The 19801-nt window shown below is 73.8% G+C and carries 17 protein-coding genes; 10 read left to right on the top strand and 7 right to left on the bottom strand.

The features are described from left to right. The first annotated feature begins 138 nt into the window (after positions 1–138). Positions 139–792, top strand: coding sequence for a hypothetical protein (locus tag ACN6LD_RS11010; RefSeq protein ID WP_319186932.1), 654 nt, complete (start codon positions 139–141; stop codon positions 790–792). A 69-nt stretch (positions 793–861) separates the two neighbouring features. Here ACN6LD_RS11010 and ACN6LD_RS11005 read toward each other — a convergent pair whose 3' ends face one another. Next, positions 862–1371, bottom strand: coding sequence for a MarR family winged helix-turn-helix transcriptional regulator (locus ACN6LD_RS11005; protein WP_319186931.1), 510 nt, complete (start codon positions 1369–1371; stop codon positions 862–864). 135 nt (positions 1372–1506) lie between these two features. Here ACN6LD_RS11005 and ACN6LD_RS11000 point away from each other — a divergent pair, with 135 nt between their 5' ends. Together ACN6LD_RS11000 and ACN6LD_RS10995 are read left to right on the top strand one after the other, a co-directional pair. Further along, positions 1507–3036, top strand: coding sequence for an SDR family oxidoreductase (locus tag ACN6LD_RS11000; protein WP_445043014.1), 1530 nt, complete (start codon positions 1507–1509; stop codon positions 3034–3036). A 105-nt stretch (positions 3037–3141) separates the two neighbouring features. Beyond that, positions 3142–4515: a cryptochrome/photolyase family protein gene (locus ACN6LD_RS10995; protein WP_445043013.1), complete on the top strand. Its 1374-nt coding sequence runs from the start codon at positions 3142–3144 to the stop codon at positions 4513–4515. A gap of 26 nt (positions 4516–4541) precedes the next feature. On the opposite strand, the gene ACN6LD_RS10990 is transcribed toward ACN6LD_RS10995, so the two are convergent. Further along, positions 4542–5648, bottom strand: a complete 1107-nt coding sequence (locus ACN6LD_RS10990; RefSeq protein WP_445043012.1) for a MerR family transcriptional regulator — start codon at positions 5646–5648, stop codon at positions 4542–4544. A gap of 139 nt (positions 5649–5787) precedes the next feature. Here ACN6LD_RS10990 and ACN6LD_RS10985 point away from each other — a divergent pair, with 139 nt between their 5' ends. Further along, positions 5788–6228 carry an SPW repeat protein gene (locus ACN6LD_RS10985; protein WP_445043011.1) on the top strand — a complete coding sequence of 147 codons (441 nt, stop codon included), beginning with the start codon at positions 5788–5790 and terminating at the stop codon, positions 6226–6228. Between the two features lie 63 nt (positions 6229–6291). Here the strand turns inward: ACN6LD_RS10985 and ACN6LD_RS10980 are convergent, their stop codons facing one another. Together ACN6LD_RS10980 and ACN6LD_RS10975 are read right to left on the bottom strand one after the other, a co-directional pair. After that, positions 6292–7068, bottom strand: a complete 777-nt coding sequence (locus tag ACN6LD_RS10980) for a GNAT family N-acetyltransferase (protein ID WP_445043010.1) — start codon at positions 7066–7068, stop codon at positions 6292–6294. Between the two features lie 249 nt (positions 7069–7317). After that, positions 7318–8103, bottom strand: coding sequence for a chaplin (locus tag ACN6LD_RS10975; protein ID WP_445043009.1), 786 nt, complete (start codon positions 8101–8103; stop codon positions 7318–7320). Positions 8104–8341: 238 nt separating this feature from the next. Here ACN6LD_RS10975 and ACN6LD_RS10970 point away from each other — a divergent pair, with 238 nt between their 5' ends. Together ACN6LD_RS10970 and ACN6LD_RS10965 are read left to right on the top strand one after the other, a co-directional pair. Next, entirely contained in the window at positions 8342–9976 is a 1635-nt protein-coding gene (locus ACN6LD_RS10970; RefSeq protein WP_319197099.1) for an alpha/beta hydrolase, read from the top strand. Continuing rightward, positions 9977–11467 carry a glutamate synthase-related protein gene (locus ACN6LD_RS10965; protein WP_445043008.1) on the top strand — a complete coding sequence of 497 codons (1491 nt, stop codon included), beginning with the start codon at positions 9977–9979 and terminating at the stop codon, positions 11465–11467. 25 nt (positions 11468–11492) lie between these two features. Here the strand turns inward: ACN6LD_RS10965 and ACN6LD_RS10960 are convergent, their stop codons facing one another. Next, a complete protein-coding gene (locus ACN6LD_RS10960; protein WP_445043007.1) occupies positions 11493–12275 on the bottom strand; it encodes an alpha/beta fold hydrolase in 783 nt (260 codons plus the stop codon). Positions 12276–12442: 167 nt separating this feature from the next. Here ACN6LD_RS10960 and ACN6LD_RS10955 point away from each other — a divergent pair, with 167 nt between their 5' ends. Then, a complete protein-coding gene (locus tag ACN6LD_RS10955) occupies positions 12443–13537 on the top strand; it encodes a baeRF3 domain-containing protein (RefSeq protein WP_445043006.1) in 1095 nt (364 codons plus the stop codon). Between the two features lie 84 nt (positions 13538–13621). Then, a complete protein-coding gene (locus ACN6LD_RS10950; RefSeq protein WP_445043005.1) occupies positions 13622–14647 on the top strand; it encodes a Gfo/Idh/MocA family protein in 1026 nt (341 codons plus the stop codon). 11 nt (positions 14648–14658) lie between these two features. Here ACN6LD_RS10950 and ACN6LD_RS10945 read toward each other — a convergent pair whose 3' ends face one another. Continuing rightward, entirely contained in the window at positions 14659–15072 is a 414-nt protein-coding gene (locus ACN6LD_RS10945; protein ID WP_319197109.1) for an SsgA family sporulation/cell division regulator, read from the bottom strand. Between the two features lie 349 nt (positions 15073–15421). On the opposite strand from ACN6LD_RS10945, the gene ACN6LD_RS10940 reads away from it, so the two are divergent. Then, on the top strand, positions 15422–16813 hold the full coding sequence (locus ACN6LD_RS10940; RefSeq protein WP_445043004.1) for a PP2C family protein-serine/threonine phosphatase: 1392 nt from the start codon (positions 15422–15424) through the stop codon (positions 16811–16813). 47 nt (positions 16814–16860) lie between these two features. On the opposite strand, the gene ACN6LD_RS10935 is transcribed toward ACN6LD_RS10940, so the two are convergent. Then, positions 16861–18363, bottom strand: coding sequence for a DNA-binding protein NsdB (locus ACN6LD_RS10935; RefSeq protein ID WP_445043003.1), 1503 nt, complete (start codon positions 18361–18363; stop codon positions 16861–16863). A 232-nt stretch (positions 18364–18595) separates the two neighbouring features. Between ACN6LD_RS10935 and ACN6LD_RS10930 the strand changes: the two genes are divergently transcribed. Continuing rightward, positions 18596–19735, top strand: a complete 1140-nt coding sequence (locus ACN6LD_RS10930) for an aminoglycoside phosphotransferase family protein (protein WP_319194721.1) — start codon at positions 18596–18598, stop codon at positions 19733–19735. Positions 19736–19801 lie beyond the last annotated feature (66 nt).

The raw sequence follows: 19801 nt of genomic DNA, 5'->3' as shown, positions 1-19801 counted from the left end.
CGGGTGTGCGGATGCGGTGCGGGCGGACGGGCGTCTGCGTAGGCGTCTACGTGTATCCACCGATGTGCCGGCAGGCCCGCCCGGGCGAGGATGCCAGCCCGCGCACTTCCCGGCCGGACGGAAAGGACGTCGCACTCGGTGCTCCCCTGGATCATGGTCTCGGTCATCCTCCTCGCCCCGTTCGTCGTGGGCGGAACGCTCGCCGCCCGTACCGCCCGCCGGGCCGCCAAGGCGGACCGGGCGATGCGTCTCCTCGCCGAGCGCACCGGCTGGAGCCGCGTCGCGGCCGACACGCTGGAGCAGCATCGGATCCGGCTCTCCGGCCACTTCCACTGGCTGTTGCGCACCCGCAACGGCAACGCCGTGACCGGCTCGCTCGGCGGCCGCCCGCTCAGCGTCACCAGACTCTGGGAGCCGGTCGGGCACAGGGACGTGCGGAACTGGCTCGTCGTGTGCTTCGACGTGCCCGGCGACGGCCCCGTCCTCCGGCTGGAGCGGAGCTGGAGCGCGGCGGAGCTCAACCTGCGCTGCGAAGGCCTCCCGTATCTGCCGATGAGCGAGAACGACCAGGCGGGGACGGTCGAGCGGTTCTACTCCGGCGATCTGCCCGACCGCCTGATGAGGTTCGCCGCGCCGGCGGTCTCGATGCACAAGGACGGCGTGTGCTTCGTCTACCCGATGCCCGACGTCGTGGACATGGGCGCCCTGCTGAAGGGGCTGGCCGCACTCCTCCCGGACCTGACCGCACTCGCCCGGGCAGCCGGCCCGAAGGAGCCGCAGGACACTCCCTAGCGTTCCCCTCCGGAACCGCGAGCCGCGCGTGGCCTCGGGCGCTGCGCGCGGACGGTCCCGCCGGGCCGGTCAGCGCGCCGGCGGCGGCCCGGCTTCGGAGAGCTCCTCGTTCAGGGCCGCGAGGAAGCGCACCACCACCGACAGCTCGTCCGCCGTGAAGCGGGCCCGGGCGGCCTCGGTGGCCTCGGCCAGCGGACGGAAATAGGTGCGGGCCGCCGACCTGGCGTCCGAGGCGTAGTACAGGTGGACCACCCGGCGGTCGGCGCTCTCCCGGACCCGGCGGATGTGTCCGGCCCGCTCGAGCCGGTCCACGCACGCGGTGACCGCGCCCGAGGTCAGTCCGAGGAGCTCGCGCAGCCGCTTCGGCGTCATCGGCTCCTCGGCGTCCAGGATCGCCGCGAGCGCCTGGACGTCGGTGGCGTGCAGGGCGTGTTCGCCCGCGAACCCGTGCACCAGCCGGTTGATCCCGCCGTTCATCCGCCGCAGCTGGACGGCGAAGGCGTGCAGGTCGGCTGGATGCGGGAACGCCTCGGACTCCCGTGCCGCCGCCGGGCGTTCCCGGTCGTTCGCTGTGGCCACGCGATCAGCGTAGTCGGCCGCGGTCGGCCGACGTCTCACTCGATCGTGCGCACAAACCGGCGTCCCCGCATCCATGACGGCACTCGGCGTGGAAGCGATCAACGGGGGACCGTCGACGCGGAGGACCGAGGACTGATGAGCGCACAGGGCGACCGCACGGGGCCGCTGAGCCTGGTGACCGGCGCGACCGGATACATCGGCGGGCGGCTGGTGCCGGAGCTGCTCGCGGCCGGGCACCGGGTGCGCTGTCTGGCCCGCTCCCCCGACCGGCTGCGCGACCATGCGTGGGCGGGCGAGACCGAGACCGTGCGCGGCGACGTCACGGACGCCGCGTCGGTCGCGGCGGCGATGCGGGGCGTGGAGGTCGCCTACTACCTGGTCCACGCCCTGGGCACCGGCGACGACTTCGAGGAGACCGACCGCCGGGCGGCGCGTGTCTTCGGCGAACAGGCCCGGGCCGCCGGCGTCCGTCGCGTCGTCTACCTCGGCGGACTCACGCCGGCCGGGGTGCCCGAACGGGAGCTCTCGCCGCATCTGCGCTCGCGAGCCGAGGTGGGCCGCATCCTGCTGGCCTCGGGGACGCCGACGACCGTCCTGCGGGCGGCGGTCGTCATCGGCTCCGGCTCGGCCTCCTTCGAGATGCTGCGCTATCTGACCGAGCGCCTGCCGGTGATGGTCACCCCGAGCTGGGTGCACACCCGCATCCAGCCCGTCGCGGTGCGCGACGTGCTGCGCGCGCTCGTCGGCAGCGCCGCCATGCCGGACGACGTCAGCCGGGCCTTCGACATCGGCGGCCCGGAGGTGCTGACGTACCGCGAGATGATGCTCCGCTACGCCGCGGTCGCCGAACTGCCGCGTCGCCTCATCCTGTCCGTCCCGATGCTCACGCCCGGTCTGTCCAGTCACTGGGTCGGCCTGGTGACGCCCGTGCCCGCGTCGATCGCCCGGCCGCTCACCGAGTCGCTGCGGCACGAGGTGGTCTGCCACGAGCACGACATCGCCCGGTACGTGCCCGACCCGCCGGGACATCCGGTCGGGTTCGACGAGGCGGTCCGGCTCGCGCTGCGCAAGGTCCGCGACGCCCAGGTCGCCACCCGCTGGTCGTCCGCGTCGGTGCCGGGCGCCCCGAGCGATCCGCTGCCCACCGACCCCGGCTGGGCCGGCGGCAGCCTGTACACCGACGACCGGGAACTCGCCGTCGACGCGCCCCCCGCCGCCCTGTGGCGGGTGATCGAGGGCATCGGCGGCGAGAACGGCTGGTACTCGTTCCCGCTCGCCTGGACGGTCCGCGGCGGGCTCGACCGGCTGGTCGGCGGAGTGGGGCTGCGCCGCGGACGCCGGGACGCCGCCCGGCTCCGGGTGGGCGACTCGCTGGACTTCTGGCGGGTCGAGGAGATCGAGCCCGGACGGCTGCTGCGCCTGCGGGCGGAGATGCGGCTGCCGGGGCGGGCCTGGCTGGAGCTGTACGCGCGGACGGACCCCGAGGGCCGCACCCGGTTCCGCCAGCGCGCCCTGTTCCATCCCCACGGGCTGCTCGGCCACGCCTACTGGTGGAGCGTGGCGCCCTTCCACACGGTCGTCTTCGGCGGCATGGCCCGCAACATCGCCCGGGCGGCCGAGGCGCAGGCGCACACCCCTAAGCCCGCGCCCGCGCCCGCGCCCTGAACCGGCGTGCGCGGTCCCGCGCGATCTCCCCGCGGGACGGTGCATCCCCGCGCCCCGCCGCCCGGAAGCAGTTCCTCGTCCCCCCTTTCGCCCCGGAGCCCGATCATGAACGTCTCGGTCGTCCTGTTCACCGCCGACCTGCGCCTGCACGACCATCCGCCGCTGCGCGCGGCCCTCGACGGATCCCGGCAGGTGGTGCCCCTGTTCGTGCGCGACCGGGCCGTGGACGCCGCGGGGTTCGCGGCGCCGAACCGGCTGGCCTTCCTCGCGGACAGCCTGCGCGACCTCGACGCCGGCCTGCGCGAGCGGGGCGGCCGGCTCGTCCTGCGCTCCGGCGACCTGGTGGACGAGGTGTGCAAGGTGGCCGGGGAGGCGGACGCCGACGAGGTCCATCTGGCCGCCGACGTGAGCGCGCACGCACGGCGCCGCGAGCAACGGCTGCGGGCCGCGCTGGAGGCACAGGGCGTACGTCTGCACGTGCACGAGGCGGTGACGGCGGCGGTCGATCCCGGAGCGGTGGTCCCGTCCTCCTCGGACCACTTCGCGGTCTTCACGCCGTACTTCCGGCACTGGTCCCAGCGGCGGCTGCGGACCCCGCTGCGCGCGCCCGGCCCGGTGGGGGTCCCGGACGGCGTCAGCTCGGAGGAGCTGCCCTCCCGAGGGGACCTGTCGGGACTGTCGCCGGCGCTGGCCGAGGGCGGCGAGACACAGGGACGCCGGCGGTTCGCCTCCTGGCTGCGGTCCGGCATCGCCGCCTACGAGGACCGGCACGACGACCTGGCCGGCGACGCCACCTCACGGCTCTCCCCCCACCTGCACTTCGGCACGCTGTCGCCGGTGGAGCTCGTGCACCGTGCGCGCCGGGCGGGCGGTCCGGGCGCCGAGGCCTTCGTACGGCAGCTCGCCTGGCGCGACTTCCACCGTCAGGTGCTGGCGGCACGGCCCCGCGCGGCGCACGCCGACTACCGCACCAAACACGACCGCTGGCGCTCGGAGCGCACCGCGCGCCAGGACGTCGAGGCGTGGCGGGCGGGCCGCACCGGCTACCCGATCGTCGACGCGGCGATGCGACAGCTGCGGCACGAGGGATGGATGCACAACCGCGGCCGGCTGCTGACCGCGAGCTTCCTCGTCAAGACCCTCTACGTGGACTGGCGCGTCGGCGCCCGGCACTTCCTCGAGCTGCTGGTCGACGGGGACGTGGCCAACAACCAGCTCAACTGGCAGTGGATGGCGGGCACCGGCACCGACTCACGCCCCAACCGGGTCCTGAACCCGGTCACCCAGGCGAAGCGGTACGACCCCGACGGCGCGTACGTGCGGCGCTGGCTGCCGGAACTGCGGGACGTGGCGGTCCCCGGGATCCACGAGCCGTGGAAGCTGCCCGCCCCGGTCCGGGCGGCGCTCGACTACCCGGACCCGATCGTCGAGCTCTCCGCGGGCCTCGACCGCTTCCGGCGAGCCCGGGAACGCCGCTGAACGAGGTCGTGCCGAGACGGTCGCGCTCAGGCGGTGTCGTACAACCCGGCCAGCATCGTCAGGGCCTCGGCCAGTCCGGTCGGCCGGTGCAGGCCCGGCGCGGCACGTCCGGCCCAGCCGGGACCGCCGAGCACCACCACAGGAGCGCGCCGGGCGCCGGCGACGCCCCACCGGGTGTCCGCGATGTGCCGGGCCAGCGGCGGATTCGCGGTGGAACGCGCCTGCGCCCACAGCACGACGGCGACCGGACCCAGCCGCCGGACGGCGGAGTCCAGCGCCTCGGCGGGCACGGCCGCCCCGAACATGCGGGTGGGCACTCCCCGCCGGCCGAGCGCGGCGTCGAGCGCCTCCAGCGGGAGGCTGTGCTGTTCGCCGGGCATGCAGGCCAGCAGCACGGGCCCCGGCCGGCCCGCCGCCTCCCGCGACGCCGCGGCCCGCGCGGCGCGGCGCAGCACGCTGGAGACGTGCCAGGACAGCAGGTGCTCCACCTCGACGTACCGGTCGCCGGAGGAGACCCATTTGCGTCCCACGGCATGCAGCGTCGGGACCATCACCTCCTGCCAGGCGACGATCAGTCCGTGCCGCTCGACGGCCGCGTCCAGCAGCTCCGCGACGCCCGGCGCGTCGAGCCGTACGGCGGCGCGGGCCAGCCCCCGGCACTCCTGGCGTACGTCGACGCCGAGCTGGAGGGCGTCGTCCGGACGCGCAGGGCCCGGGCCGTCGCCCGCCTGACGGTCCTGGCCCGCGGCGCTCACCGGACGCGTGTCCGCCCCGCCCGGGTCCGCCCGGCCCGGGTCCGCCGACTCCGCGCGTGCCGGACCCGCGCCCGCGTCCGGACCCGTGGGACCCGTCGGAGCCGTCGCCGCCGGGTCCGCGAGGGTCCTGCGGATCGCCTCCTTCGCCGCCCGGGCCGCGTCCGCCGGGGGCACCCCTGACGCGGTGAGCCGGCACATCGCCTCCAGCACGGCCACGTCACCCGGCCGCCAGCGCCGGTGCCGCCCGTCGTCGCGGACGACGGGCCCGATGCCGTACCGCCGGTCCCAGGAGCGCAGAGTGGTGGGCGCCACGCCCAGCCGGCGGGCCAGCGCTCCGGTCGTCAGTCCGGCTTCGTCCGGGCTCGGGATCTCGCTCATGGACCGACGATACGAGAACCGCCGTTCCGCCTCTCCCACCTCTACACATAAAGAGCAAATAAGAGCAGAATGAACATGCGCGGCACTTACCGCACACCGCAGCGAAGCGGTCAGGCCGGAAAGTCGAAGGAGACGAACCATGGCCAACGTCTCGCCCACCAGAGGTGACATGTCGACGCACCCCGACGTTTCCGAGATGCAGGCGCGGTACGCGCGCATGCTCGGTGGTCGTGATGTGGCACTCGTGGACGGACCGGTGTTCCTGCTCGGTCTGTACTGCGCCGTGTCCCCGTGGATCCTCCACTACACCGTCAGTCAGCCCGCGCTCATGACCCACAACCTGATCGTGGGCATCGCGATCGCTCTGCTGGGCCTCGGCTTCACCGCGGCTCCCGCCCGTATGTACGGCCTGAGCTGGGCCATGTGCGCGGCCGGCATCTGGATGATCATCGCGCCGTGGGTCGTGGGCGACAGCCCGGACGCCGGTGTCGCGGTGAACAACATCATCATCGGCGCCCTGGCGCTGGTCCTGGGGCTGCTGTGCACCGTCACGGCGGCGAAGAGCGCGCCCAAGCCGTAGGGACGGCCGGACGCCCGGAAGACGGCCGGGCCGGGCCGCATGGGGCGGACCGGCCCGGCCGCGTCACGGCGCGTACACGTACGGAGTCGTGGTGGTGAGCGCCGTGAAGCCGAGGCGTTCGAGAATGGGACGGCTCTGGTCGGAGGCGTCGACCTGGAGGTAGCGGTAGCCGCGGTCGGCGGCGATACGGGCGCGGTGGGCGATCAGGGCGCGGTAGACGCCGCGGCCGCGCCAGCCCTCGACCGTGCCGCCGCCCCACAGCCCGGCGAACGGGGCCCCCTCGATCAGCTCCATCCGCGCCGAGCTCACCGGCGTCTCCCCGGCCAGGGCGACGACGGCGACGAGGGTGTCAGGGGCGGTGGCGAGGCGCGCCAGCAGCAGGTTTCGCAGCCGTGAGCCGTCCCGGCCGAAGGCCTTCTCATGGGCCTCGACCATGAGCTCGACGCCCGCCCGGTCGGTGACCGGCACGATACGGACGCCCTCGGGCGGCCGGGCGTCGCCGAGCTGATCGCCGGTCTCCCCGATCAGCAGGGTCTCCTCCGGCTCGGGCGTGAACCCGGCCGACCTGAGCCGCTGCCCGAGATCGGCCGGACGGTCGTGCCCGTGCAGCTTCCACTCGAACTCGCGGCCCAGCCCGGTGAAGAAGGCGACCTGTTCCGCGATGGCCGCGTCGGCGCCGGCACCGTCCAGGTCCGACCAGAGAACGCCGTTCCAGCCGCTGTCCCCGCCGACGTGGCGGACCACGTTCCCGGCCCGTTCCACCGTTGCGTCGGAGCTCTCGGGACGTGCGCCTTCGCGCATGTCCCGGTCGTACAGGGCGAGTACCGCGGCATGATCCATGCGCCCACCCCAACACCCCGGGTCGGCGCGCACAACGCAATTACGGCCGGGCAGGCAGCCGACGCGGGAGGGTTGCAGGACTTCGGCGTCACCGGGGCCGGGCGCGGCGGCCGGCGCGGCGGGGGCCGCCGGGCCGGATAGCGGCAGGACGGGAGGGCGGGAGAGCCGACTTGCCCGCGCCGCCGAGCGGCGGGCCGTGGGCCCCGGCACCCCTGGGGCCCACGGTCCCTGGGCCCGAAGGCCCCCCGGTCAGCGCTCCGCGCCGGGGCGGAACCTGCGGTACAGCAGCGCTCCGCCGAGCAGCATCGCCGTACTGCCCGCCAGCGCGGTCAGCGTGGCGTCGGCGCCCGTGTGGGCCAGCGACGACAGGGCCTCGGGGCCCCTGGTCCCGGCCTCGACGGCCGGCGCCGAGGGGTTGGCCTTCGGCCCCGGCTGCTGGGGCTGCTCGGGCGGGGTGTGTCGGGTCGGCGGCCGGTGCACGGGCTGCTCGGGCTTCTCGCCGGAAGTGTTCACCGACTCGTTGCCGAACGCCGGGTCGCCGATGCCGACGACGTTGACGCTGTTCCCGCTGACGTTCACCGGGAGCTGCACCGGCAGCTGAAGGCCGTTGCCGGAGACGACGCCCGGGGAGCCCTCCATGGCGCCCTGCGCGGTGGGGCCGCCGCCGGACGACGCCCCGGACCCGCCGCGCCCGCCCTGCCCGCCGCCCCCGCCGTGGTCGCCCTGCCCCCCGCCGTGCCCGCCGTGCCCGCCGTGCGCACCCTGCCCGCCGCGCCCGCCGGAGGCGTCGGCGCCACCCTTGTTGACACAGGTGTTGCCCGCTGCGGGATTCAGCACCCCCACCACGTTGACCGTGTTCCCGCACAGGTTCACCGGGAGGTGTACCGGCAGCTGCACCCCGTTGCCGGAGATCAGCCCCGGCGAGCCGGCCGCGACGCCGTTCGCCGCGGAGTCGGCGTGTGCGGGCAGTGTCACAGCCATCGCGCCGGAGACCACGGCGACGGCCATCACACCGGTTCGGGTAACCCGCTTCATGGGTCCCTGCCTTCCAGACTTGAATCGCGGGCACTCGCCCGCACCCGATAGAACGTCGGCGAAGCGTCCGGGTTATGCCTGAACGCCCTTTCACCCCATCGGGTGTCACCCGCGGGGAACCGACGGCGAGCTGCCCGCCGGAACCCGCCCGGCCGCCCGGAGGCGGCGTCCGCACCTGCCGCTTATCGTGATCGAGGGCGCCGTTCCCGGACCGCTGCGGGCGTCCTTGGAGGCACTGATGCTGGCCAATCTGTCGACGCGGCCCGGGCTGCGGAGCTGTGCGCTCGCCGCGACCGCCGCACTGACCCTGCTCGGCGGCGCGGGTCTGCCGACGGTCGCCGCGAACCGCGCAGGCGACGGGGACGACCGGCCCGACCTGTCACGGTTCTCCGGTCAGAAGGTCACCTGGTCGGCGTGCAAGGGCGAGGGCATGCCCAAGGATCTGCAGTGCGCCAAGCTGACCGTGCCGCTCGACTACTCCCGTCCCGAGGGGGGCACGCTCGACCTCGCGCTCGCCCGGTACCGGGCGACGGGCGACAGACGCGGTTCGGTGGTGCTCAACTTCGGCGGCCCCGGCGGCGCGGGCGTCCCTGAACTCGCCTACGGCGGCAAGGAGTTCATGGACCTGACGGACGGCTACGACGTGGTCACCCTCGATCCGCGCGGCGTCGGCCGCTCCTCCCCCGTGAGCTGCGGGGACGGGGAGGAGAGCGGGCTGGCCCCGCTGAACGACGACACGGCCATCGCCGATCCGCCGGAGCTGCTCAGCCGGCTGAAGCAGGCCGCCGCCGACTGCGCGGAGCACTCCGGGCCGGTCCTGCCGCACATCGGCACCGTCGACGCGGCCCAGGACCTCGACGTCATGCGCCAGGCGCTCGGCGACAGAAAGCTCAACTACCTCGGCTTCTCCTACGGCAGTCGGCTCGGCGCGGTCTACGCGGCCCGGTTCCCCGACAAGGTGGGGCGGATGGTCCTCGACGGGGTCGACACCCTCACCGAGCCGCTCACCGAGCAGGGCATAGCGGGTGCCCGGGGCCAGCAGGTGGCGCTCGACGACTTCGTCAACTGGTGTGTGAAGGACATCGCCTGCCCCTTCGGACAGGATCCGCGGGTGGCACGCCAGGAGGTCGTGCGGCTCGTCCGCTCGCTCGACGAGGATCCCCTGCCGACCGACTTCGGCGACGACTTCACCGGGCAGGACCTCGTCGGCGCCCTCGGACAGGGCCTGTACAGCAGGGAACTGTGGCCCCTGCTGGAGAGGTCGCTGGCCCAGCTGATCGAGAGCGGCGACCCCAGCGGGGTCCTCGGGTTCACCACCGGCGGATTCGCCCGTCCGCTGCCGTTCCCCGTACCGCTGCCGCCGCGGTCCGCGGGCCGCACCGACCCCTCCCCCGGCGCCCTGGTCGACGCGGAGGACGTCCCCCTCGACAACCTGCCCGCGGCGCTGATGGCGATCAACTGCGCGGACGACCCGGACCGGCCCACCGCCGCCCGGATCACCGCGGACCTCGAACGACTGCGGGCCGCCTACGACAAGGCGTCGCCGGTCTTCGGCCGGTACCGGCTCAACGAGGTCCTGCTGTGCTACGGCCGCCCCAGGGGGACCGACTTCATCCGGGACGAGGTCAAGGACCTCCGCTCGCCGAAGATCCTGCTGGTCGGCACGCGCGGCGACCCGGCGACGCCGTACCGCTGGACCGTGGAGACGGCGAAGCGGCTCGGATCGCCGGCCGTGGTGCTCGACAACAAGGGCGAGGGCCATACCGGGTACGGATCGTCGAAGTGCGTGCACCGCAAGGTCGACGACTTCCTGCTGTACGGTTCGCTCCCGCCCAGCGGCAGTTCGTGCGGGCCGGACGAGGACGCCGGCTGAGTGCGCCGGTTCCTGCCGCTGCTGCTCATCACCCTGTGCGCGGCCGCGGCGACGCTCGCGGCGGCCGGCCTGTCCGCCCGGTGGTGGTTCGCGGCCGCACCGCTGCTGACGGCGGCCTGCCTCGGCGTCCGGGATCTCGTGCAGCGCGGCCGCTCCGTCGCGCGCAACTACCCGCTGGTCGGACGTCTGCGGTACGCGACGGCGCGCGCGCTGCCCGAGGGCGTCGGCCAGGAGCGCCCGGCCGACGCCGCGGGCGAGTCCGACGGGCACGAGTACCTGGTGCCCTCGCTGCGTCCCGTCGAGGCGGCCGAGGAGCCGCCGGTGGTGCGGGTGGGCGGACCCGAGTGCTCCCAGCCGTACGACATGGCCCTGCTGAACGTGTCCGCCATGAGCTTCGGCGCGCTGTCCTCGCGCGCTGTCCTCGCCCTCAACCGGGGTGCCGCACTGGGGCGTTTCGCCCAGGACACCGGCGAGGGCGGGCTGTCGGAGCACCATCTGCGCGGCGGGGGCGACCTCGTGTGGGAGATCGGGACGGGGTACTTCGGCTGCCGTACCGCCGACGGCGGGTTCGACGAGCGGGAGTTCGCGGACAAGGCGGCGCTGCCCGAGGTGAAGTGCGTGTCGCTGAAGCTCTCGCAGGGCGCGGCGCCGGGCAGCGGCGCGGTGCTGCCGGGCGTGAAGGTCGGCGTCGAGATCGCGCGGGAGCGGAAGGTGCCGGTGGGCGAGCCCGTGGTGTCGCCGCCCCTCCACCGGACGTTCTCGACGCCGCGCGAGCTGGTGCTGTTCGTGGCCCGGTTGCGGGAACTCGCGGGCGGCAAGCCGACCGGGTTCAAGCTGTGCGTGGGCTCGCGGCGGGAGTTCCTCGCGGTCTGCCGGGCGATGGCGGCGGAGGGCGTGACGCCCGACTTCGTGGTGGTGGACGGGTCGGAGGGCGGCACGGGCGCCGCGCCGGCGGAGTTCGCGGGGCGGCTGGGCATGCCGCTCACCCAGGGGCTGATCACGGTGCACAACGCCCTCGCCGGCGTCGGCCTGCGGAACCGGGTGCGGATCGGGGCGAGCGGGCGGGTCGCGTCGGGCTCGGACATCGTCCGACGGCTCGTGCAGGGCGCCGACTACACCAACGCGGCCCGCGCGATGATGCTCGCCGTCGGCTGCGTGCGGGCCGGGCGCTGCCACACCGGCGCCTGTCCGGCCGGCGTGGCGACGCAGGACCCGTTGCGGGCCCGCGCGCTGCATGTGGCCGACAAGGCCCGCCAGGTCCGGCGCTACCAGCGCGAGACGGTCCGTGACGCGGTGCGGATCATGGCCGCGATGGGCGTGCGCGACCCGGGTGGTCTCACCCCCGCCCAGCTGGTCCGGCGGACCGGGCCCGGCTCGGGCCACTCGTACGCGGAGCTGTACGAGTGGCTCGCGCCGGGTGAACTGCTCGCCGGGCCGCCCCAGTCGTGGGAGGCGGACTGGAAGGCGGCGGACCCGGACAGCTTCGGGTGACGTCGCGAGGGCGACGTCGCGAGGACTACACGGACCCGACGGTCACGAAGGCGTCGATCGCCGCGGTCAGCTCGGCCGGCTTCTCCACCGGGAGTTCGTGACCGGCGTCGATGATGCGCACGACGGCGTCCGGGTAGGCCTTGGCCATCCGCAGCATCTGCCGCACCGGCAGCTGGATGTCGTGGTAGCCGTGGATCATCAGCGTCGGGGCCTGGATCTCCCCGACCCGGTCGAGGACGTCGAAGGCCCGCATGGCGCCGTACAGGGTCATCACCACCTCGCGCGGGGTGTCCGCCGAGGACTTCACGTAACGGCGGATCTCGTCACGCGGATAGCCGGGGGCGAAGGCCCGCTGGATGTTGGCGGCGACGAACAGTTTGAAGGGGACGAGGGTGGAGAGGCCCATCAGCAGTCCCCGGCCCCGGCTGTAGGTCATGCGGCCGATGGAGTTCACCAGCACCATGCGCTCCACCCGCCCTGGGTGGGACAGGGCCACGGTCTGCGAGATCATCCCGCCCATCGAGTGGCCGACCAGCACGAACCGCTCGATCTCCAGGTGGTCGAGGAGAGCGAGGAGGTCCCGCGCCAGCTCCTCGACCGTCTTCACGCCCGCCCCGCTGCTCTCGCCGTGCCCGCGCAGGTCGAACCGGATGACACGGCGCTTCCCCGCGAAGTACGCCGCCTGGTGGTCCCAACGGTGCCGGTCGGCCGTCCAGCCGTGCACGAACACCAGGGGCACGCCGTCACCGTCGCGCGGGCCCTCGTCGTCGTACGTCAGTGCTGCGCCGTCGACTTCGAGCTGCGGCATGGATGCCTCCTGCGGTGCGGTCCCGGTTACTGACGCGTACGGTAACCGGCCGCGGGGGCCGCCGTCACCGGCGGCCACCGGGGAGACCGAAGTGTGACCACGCACGCCTCCCCCGTGCCCGTCCTGCCCCGAATGCCCGCTACGCGATTCGGACCTATCGTGCTCGTATGGAGCACGCACTGAGCCCCGCCGCCCTCTCCGAACTGCGCCGCCCACGGCCTTATCCGGCGGTGTCCGTGCTGACGCCGACCCATCGGCGCGAGCCCGGCAACGCCCAGGACCGGGTCCGGCTCCGCAACGTCGTGGCGGAGGCGAAGAGACAGCTGGAGCACGATCCGGCGATCACCCGCGAGCGGCGCGCCGACGTCGCGGGACACCTCGATCGCGCGCTGGCCGAGGTCGACCTGACGCACAGCGAGGACGGCCTGGTCATCTACGCGGCGCCGGGCGAGCACCAGGTGTGGTCTCTCGCCCGCCCCGTGCCCGAACGCGTGGTGCTCTCCGACACCTTCCTGACCCGCAACCTGGTCTCCGCGCAGGCCGCCGAGCGTCCCTTCTGGGTGCTCTCGGTCTCCGCCGACCGCGTCACCCTGTGGAACGGCGGCGCCGACCGGGTCACCGAGGAGCACACCGGCGGCTTCCCCCTGGTCAGGAGCCGGCCGAACTTCGACGCCGAGCGCATGCAGCGGACCGGCGACCAGCCCAGCACGTTCCGCGACGAGGGCGCCCGCCACTTCCTGCGCGACGCCGACACCGCTGTGGGCGGAGTGCTGCGCACACATCCGCGGCCGCTGTTCGTCACGGGCGAGCAGGCGGCGCTGTCGCTCCTCGACGAGCTGGGCGGCGTCACCCGCGAGGCCGTGCACGTCGCGCACGGCGGACTCTCGCACGGCCCGCCCGAGGCCGTGTGGCAGGCGGTGCGCCCGCTGCTCGACGCGGAGTCCCGCCGCGACGTGGCGTCGATCACCCGGGTCTTCGACTCGGCGCGCGGGCACCGCATGTTCGCGGCCGGGGTCGACGAGCTGTGGCAGAACGCGCGGCAGGGCCGGGTCCGGCTGCTGGCCGTCGAGGAGAACTACCGGATCACGGTCCGCGACCACGGGGACCACCTCGTGCCGGCCGCGAGCGGCGATCTGGACGCCCGTGAGGACATCGTCGACGAGATCGTCGAGCAGTGCCTGGAGACGGGCGCCGCGGTGCGCTTCGTGCCGGACGGCACCCTGGGCGACATGGACGGCATCGCGGGCGTGCTGCGCTACTGACCGCGGGCTCGCCACGGCCCTGTTCGGCTGCTTTCCCCGGCGGCGTACGCTACGGCGTGATCGTCGACGGGAGGGGGCGGGCGCGTGGGCGACCTGCTGGGCGTGGCTGTACTGGGCACCGGGCACATGGGCGCCGACCACGTACGCCGCCTGGATCGTGTGGTGAGCGGAGCCAGGGTGGCCGCCGTGGCCGACCCCGAAGCGGCGCGTGCCGAGGAGGCCGTGGCCGGCATCGAGGCGGTGACGGTCCACACGGAGGCGGAGGCCCTGCTCGACGCGCCCGGCGTCGAGGCCGTGCTGATCGCCTCACCCGGTCCCGTCCACCAGGAGGCGCTGCTCGCGGCCTTCGCCCGCGGCCTTCCGGTCCTCTGCGAGAAACCCATGGTGCCGGACACGGCGGGGGCGCTGCGGGTACTGGAGGCGGAGGCCCGGCTCGGACGGCGGCTGGCGCAGATCGGGTTCATGCGGCGGTACGACGCCGAGTACCGCAGGCTGAAGGCGCTGCTGGACGACGGGCGGCTGGGACGGCCGCTGATGCTGCACTGCGTGCACCGCAACGTGTCCTCGCCGCCGGACTTCACGAGCGCGATGCTGGTCGACAGTTCGGTGTCGCACGAGATCGACGCGGCCCGCTGGCTGCTCGGCCAGGAGCTGACCTCGGTCTCCGTGCTGCGGCCGCGCCCCTCGCCCGGCGCCCCGCAGGGCCTGCTGGACCCTCAGTTCGTGCTCTTCGAGACCTCGGGCGGCGCCCTGGTCGACGTGGAGGTCTTCGTCAACTGCGGCTTCGGGTACCAGGTGCGCTGCGAGGCCGTGTGCGAGGCGGGCAGCGCGCGCATCGGCGACGACCACGGCCCGCTCGTCACCGCGGCGGGCTCCGCCGGCGTGGAGGTGCCGCAGGACTACCTCGTGCGGTTCGCGGACGCCTACGACCGCGAGGTGCAGACCTGGGTCGACGCCACCCGGCGCGGCCGGGTCGTCGGACCGTCCGTGTGGGACGGCTACGCGGCCTCGGCCGTCGCCGAGGCCGGAGTCCGGGCCCTCGGGAGCGGGGCACGCGTCGCCGTCGAACTCGCCCCGCGCCCCGGGCTGTACGCCGGCGGCGGCCGCTGAGCGGGACGGCCTCAGACGTTGCCGAGCAGGGCCTGCAGACCCCGGTCGACCGCGCCGTCGACGTCCTCGGCGCCACGGGCCACGACCGCGTAGCTGCGCAGCAGGAAGCGGCGCAGGGCCCCGGTGTCGAACTGCAGCAGGGCCATCCCGAGCGGGGAGTGGAACTCCATCACCGTACGGACCGGCCCGCAGGGCCAGATGTGCACGTCGCCGCTCCCGGCCGGACCGTCCACGCCCTCTTCCAGCAGCACGCGGCCGAAGGTCCAGGTCACCGGTTCGCCCGCGAGGGAGACCTCGGGCGGGAAGTCGACGTGCACGGCGAACGGGTCGGCGCAGTCGTAGCGGAGCGTGGCGGGCACGGGCAGCGCCTGGTCCTCCGCGGTGATCAACCAAGCGCGGACGGGTTGTTCCAGAGTGGTGTCCATGCACATAGGACCTCCCGGAGGCCGATCGCATTACGCCTTGCTCGGCACCAATTTATGTGACCTGCGTCACACCGTCAGAAGCGTAGAACATATGCCCGTCGAACACCCGGATGACACTCACCCCAGCTCCCTCACGAGTCCCTCAAGTCACGTACTTTGTCTACGACTTGAAGCCTCTTCGAGGCGCCCGCGCCGCACTCCCCCACCCCTTCGCGAAGACACTGGCATATGCCGGAAGCACCACCGAATCGTGTGTTGCCAAATCCCTTACACCGCGTCGCGGGCTGTGCCACAGTCGTAACGGCCCTCGCGTCAGCCTTCGTCGTACCGTCCCGCATCGGAGAGCCTCATGCCGCCCCACGTCTCCGCGGATCACCCCGCCGCCCAGCCGCCGGCGCGCGGCTCGGTGGACGCGCTGATCTCGCAGACCCGACGGCTCAAGGGCGACATCGACGCCGTACGGCAGGACGCCCAGGGCGACGCGACGGACCCCGAGGGACGATGGCAGCGCGCCCTGTGCGATCTGGCACGGCACCAACTCGACGACCTCGACGCGCACTTGGCCCAGTTACGGGACGGCCCCCGGCTCGCGCCGCCCGCCGGCCCCCCGCCCACGGCCGCGGCTCCCCGCGACGGGTCCCTGGTCAGCCGGGTCGGCAGCGCGGAGTGGAACCTGCTGACGGACGAAGCCGTGTGGTCCGAGGAGCTCTTCCGCATCCTCGGCCGCGACCCCGCCACTCCCCCGCTCACCCTCGACGAACTCCCCTGCGTCGTCCTCGAGGAGGACCGGCCCAAACTGACCGCCATGGTCACGGACTGCCTGGTCGACGCCCGGCCCATCGACGGCGAGTTCCGCATCCTGCGCGCGACGGGCGCCCCCCGCACCGTGCACATGATGGGCGAACCCGTGCTCGACTCCGACGGCGCCACCGCCTCCATGTGGGCCGTGCTGCGGGACGTCAGCGAACTGCGCCGCAACCAGCGCGCGGTGCGCGAGAGCCACGACTCGCTGCAGGCCCGGCGGCAGGCGCAGACCGAGCACCGGCGGGCGGTCGAACTGCAGGAGGCGGTCCTGCCCCCGCACCGCGTCCCCCTGCGCCTGCCGCACCAGGGCCCGAGCACGCTCGACGTCGCCGCCCGCTATCTGCCGGCCGCCAGCACCTCCCTGATCGGCGGCGACTGGTACGACGCGCTCGAACTCCCCGACGACGAGACGCTGCTCAGCATCGGCGATCTCACCGGACACGGCCCGGCCGTCACCTCGAACACGGCGATGCTGCTGGGCGCCCTGCGCGGCATGGCCATGGCGGGCGCCCAGCCGGCCCGGCTGCTGTCCTGGCTGAACCAGTTACTGGACGCCACCGTCCGACCGGTCCTCGGCAGCGCCCTGTGCTGCCGCTACCGGCCGCGGACCCGCACCCTGGTGTGGGCGCAGGCCGGTCACCCCGCCCCGCTGCTGTTCCGCGACGGGACGGGACGCCGGCTGCGGGCGCCGGAGGGATTCCTGCTCGGAACCGCCCCGCGCACCGCGTACGAGCAGGCCGAGGAGCCCCTCCGTGAGGGCGACCTGATCCTGCTCCACACCGACGGCCTCGCCCCCGCCGACCGTCTCCTCGCGCTGGCCCCGCTTCTGGACGGAACACGCAGCGCCCAGGAGTGCGTCGAAGCGGCCGTGCAGGAGTGCGGCGAGGCCGAACGCACCGACGACGCCTGTGTGCTCGTCGCCCGGGTGACCCGTTAGCAGGCCGGGCGACCCGGTGACGGACGGCGGCGCAGAAGCCGACTCGCTCACGCCCGGGCGCTGCCGCCCCCTTTCGCGCCCTTCTGCTTCGGCAGCGCCAGCCTGATCTCCTCGCGCAGCTCGCTGATCCTCGGGTAGCCGGCGTACTCCGCGGTGAGCCGGTACATCTGGCTCAGCCGGTCCCAGGTGCGCCGGGAGGAGTTCGACCCCATCGACATCAGGGCCAGCCGTGCGAACCGGTCCGCCTGTTCGGGGTCGTCCGCGATGAAGCAGGCGGACGCCATGGACAGATGGTCGAAGATCTTCGACCGCTCGCGTCCGTCGACGCGCAGCGCCAGCGCCTTCTCCGCGTAGTACTGGGCGTGGGCGGCCGCCTGCGGCTCGAACTCGGCCAGCGTGCGGTAGGCGAGCGCCTGCATCCCGTACAGATCCTCGTCCTTGAAGGTCTGCATCCAGGACGGCGGGACGATGTCGCCCTTGTCGGAGACGAAGAGGTCCTCCGCCCGGCCGAGGGTGCGCCGCATCGCCTGCCCCTTGCCCATCGCCGCCTGCGCCCAGGCCTCGATGGTGTGGAACATCGCCCGGGTACGCGGCAGTACCTCCTCCCCGGAGCCGGACTGGGCCAGTTTCATCAGGTCGAGGGCGTCGTCGGGCCGTCCGAGGTGCACCATCTGCCGGGCGGCCCGGGACAGCGCCTCACCGGCCCGCGGCCGGTCGCCGCCCTCCCGCGCGGCATGGGCGGCGATGACGAAGTACTTCTGGGCGGTGGGTTCGAGGCCGACGTCGTGCGACATCCAGCCGGCGAGGACGGCGAGGTTGGCCGCGACGCCCCACAGGCGTCGCTGGAGATGGGCGGGGTGACGGTAGGCCAGGATGCCGCCCACCTCGTTGAGCTGTCCCACCACCGCCTTGCGTTGCAGCCCGCCTCCGCGGGCCGCGTCCCAGGCCCGGAACACCTCGACGGAGCGCTCCAGTTCGTCGACCTCCCCCGCCCCGATGGGAGCGGCCTCGTAGCGGTCGAACCCGGCGGGATCGGCATGATGGACGAGCGGATGGTCGACGGTGGGAGCATCGGCGGAGAGGGTGGGGTCGGTGTGCAGCCAGTCGTGCATGGCGCTGCTGAGAGCTGATCCCGCGGTGAGCGCGGCACCCGCGCCCACCAGACCGCGTCGGTTGAGCATGAGGTCCATTCCCGTGAATTCGGTGAGGACCGCAGCAGTCCGTTCGGGCGCCCACGGCACGCCGTCGGGGTGTTCAGCACTCCCGCCGCCGGGCCGTTTACCTGTACGCCCGTGCCGGACCAGACCGAGGTCCTCTATGGTCACGACACGGCCGAGACGCTCGGTGAACAGGGCCGCCAGCACCCGCGGCACCGGATCGCGCGGGATCTCTCCCGTGTCGATCCACCGCCGCACCCGCGAGGTGTCGGTCGACAGCTGGGGGTGGCCCATGGCCGCCGCCTGCCGGTTGACCAGCCTCGCGAGTTCGCCCTTGGACCAGCCGGCCAGGCCGAACAGGTCCGAGAGACGGGTGTTGGGTTGTCCGCTCACGTCAAGCCCCCAGGTTCTCGGCTGAGTTGACAGTAGCCCCGGGAAAGTTGCCGGGCGACTATTCGCCAGGGTTCGCCAGGGTTCGCCAGATGGTGTGCCACTGGGCGACGGGTGTCAGGTAGGAATGCGCCACCCCGACCCGGTCGCCGAGGGACATTCCCCAGGGTGCACCCGAAAGGGCCGGTCGGGGCAGCGCTCTGACGTCCGGCACACGAAGGGATCTGTTTCCCCCATGTACGCAGCATCGTCCTCCGTGTCCGCCCCGCCCCGGTCGCTGCACACCCGCCCGGGCGGTGGCGGCCCCTACCTGGCCCCCGCGCGAACGGCGGCCCCCGCGCTCGGCGCGGGCGGCGTGCGCCGACCCGCGGGGCTCGGCACGCAACCGCTCAGCGGGAGGCTCGACCTCTCCGGCCCCCAGGGCGCCCAGCTGCGCACGGCGATCGCGTCGGTGCACCGCATCTGTCCGGAGTTCGCGCCGGTCCAGGTGCTGCGCCGCAGCGGACGTTCCGTGCTTCTGGTCGGCACGACGGGACGCAGCACGGCCGTCGCCAAGTGCTTACTGGACCACTCCCCCGTCTGGGCCGAGCGGATCCGGCACGAAATAGCGGCATACCGCACGTTCGTCCGGCAGCGCCCCCCGGTGCGGGTGCCGAGACTGATCGCGGCGGACCCGGACAACTGCACGCTGGTGATCGAGCGGATGCCGGGGCGGGCGGCAGCCCTGCAGCGGCACCCCACCGAAGCGCCGCCGCGGGCGGACATCAGGGCCGCGCTGGGCGCGATCTGCCGGCTCAACGCCTGGCGGCCGCCGGCCGGCTCGTTCGACGCCCCGCTGGACTACGCCGCCCGCATCTCCCGCTACCACGAGCTGGGTCTGCTCACCGACCGGGACCTGGGCGACCTGCAGAAGCTGCTGCACGGCATCGCGGCCAGCGCGGGCCGGCAGGGCATGGGCCAGTTCTGTCACGGCGACGCCCTCCTGTCGAACATCCTGCTCTCACCGGCCGGTCCCGTGCTGGTGGACTGGGAGCACGCCGGCTGGTACCTGCCGGGCTACGACCTGGCGACGCTGTGGTCGGCGCTGGGCGACGCGCCGGTGGCACGCCGTCAGATCAGCCAGATCGCCCAGTCGGCGGGCCCGGCCTCCCGGGACGCCTTCCTGGTGAACCTGATGCTGGTCCTGACCCGCGAGATCCGCACCTACGAGACGGCCGTGCAGCGCTCGATGCACGACACGAACCCGACGACCCCGGGGGCGACCCACGCGGGAGCCACGCCGTCCGGAGAAGAACAGCGTCTGCTGCTGCGACGACTGCACGACGACTGCCAGCTGGCCCGCCGGGCCGTGCGCGCGGCGGTCGGCACGCGCTGAGAGAGCGTCAGTCCCGGTGCGCCTGAACGGCCGCGCACCGGGACTGACGTATGCGGTGTCTTGACG

The sequence above is a fragment of the Streptomyces sp. SAS_272 genome, assembly GCF_052543235.1.
Note: the sequence above shows the minus strand (reverse complement) of the source record. Positions and strands in the feature narration are given on the sequence as shown.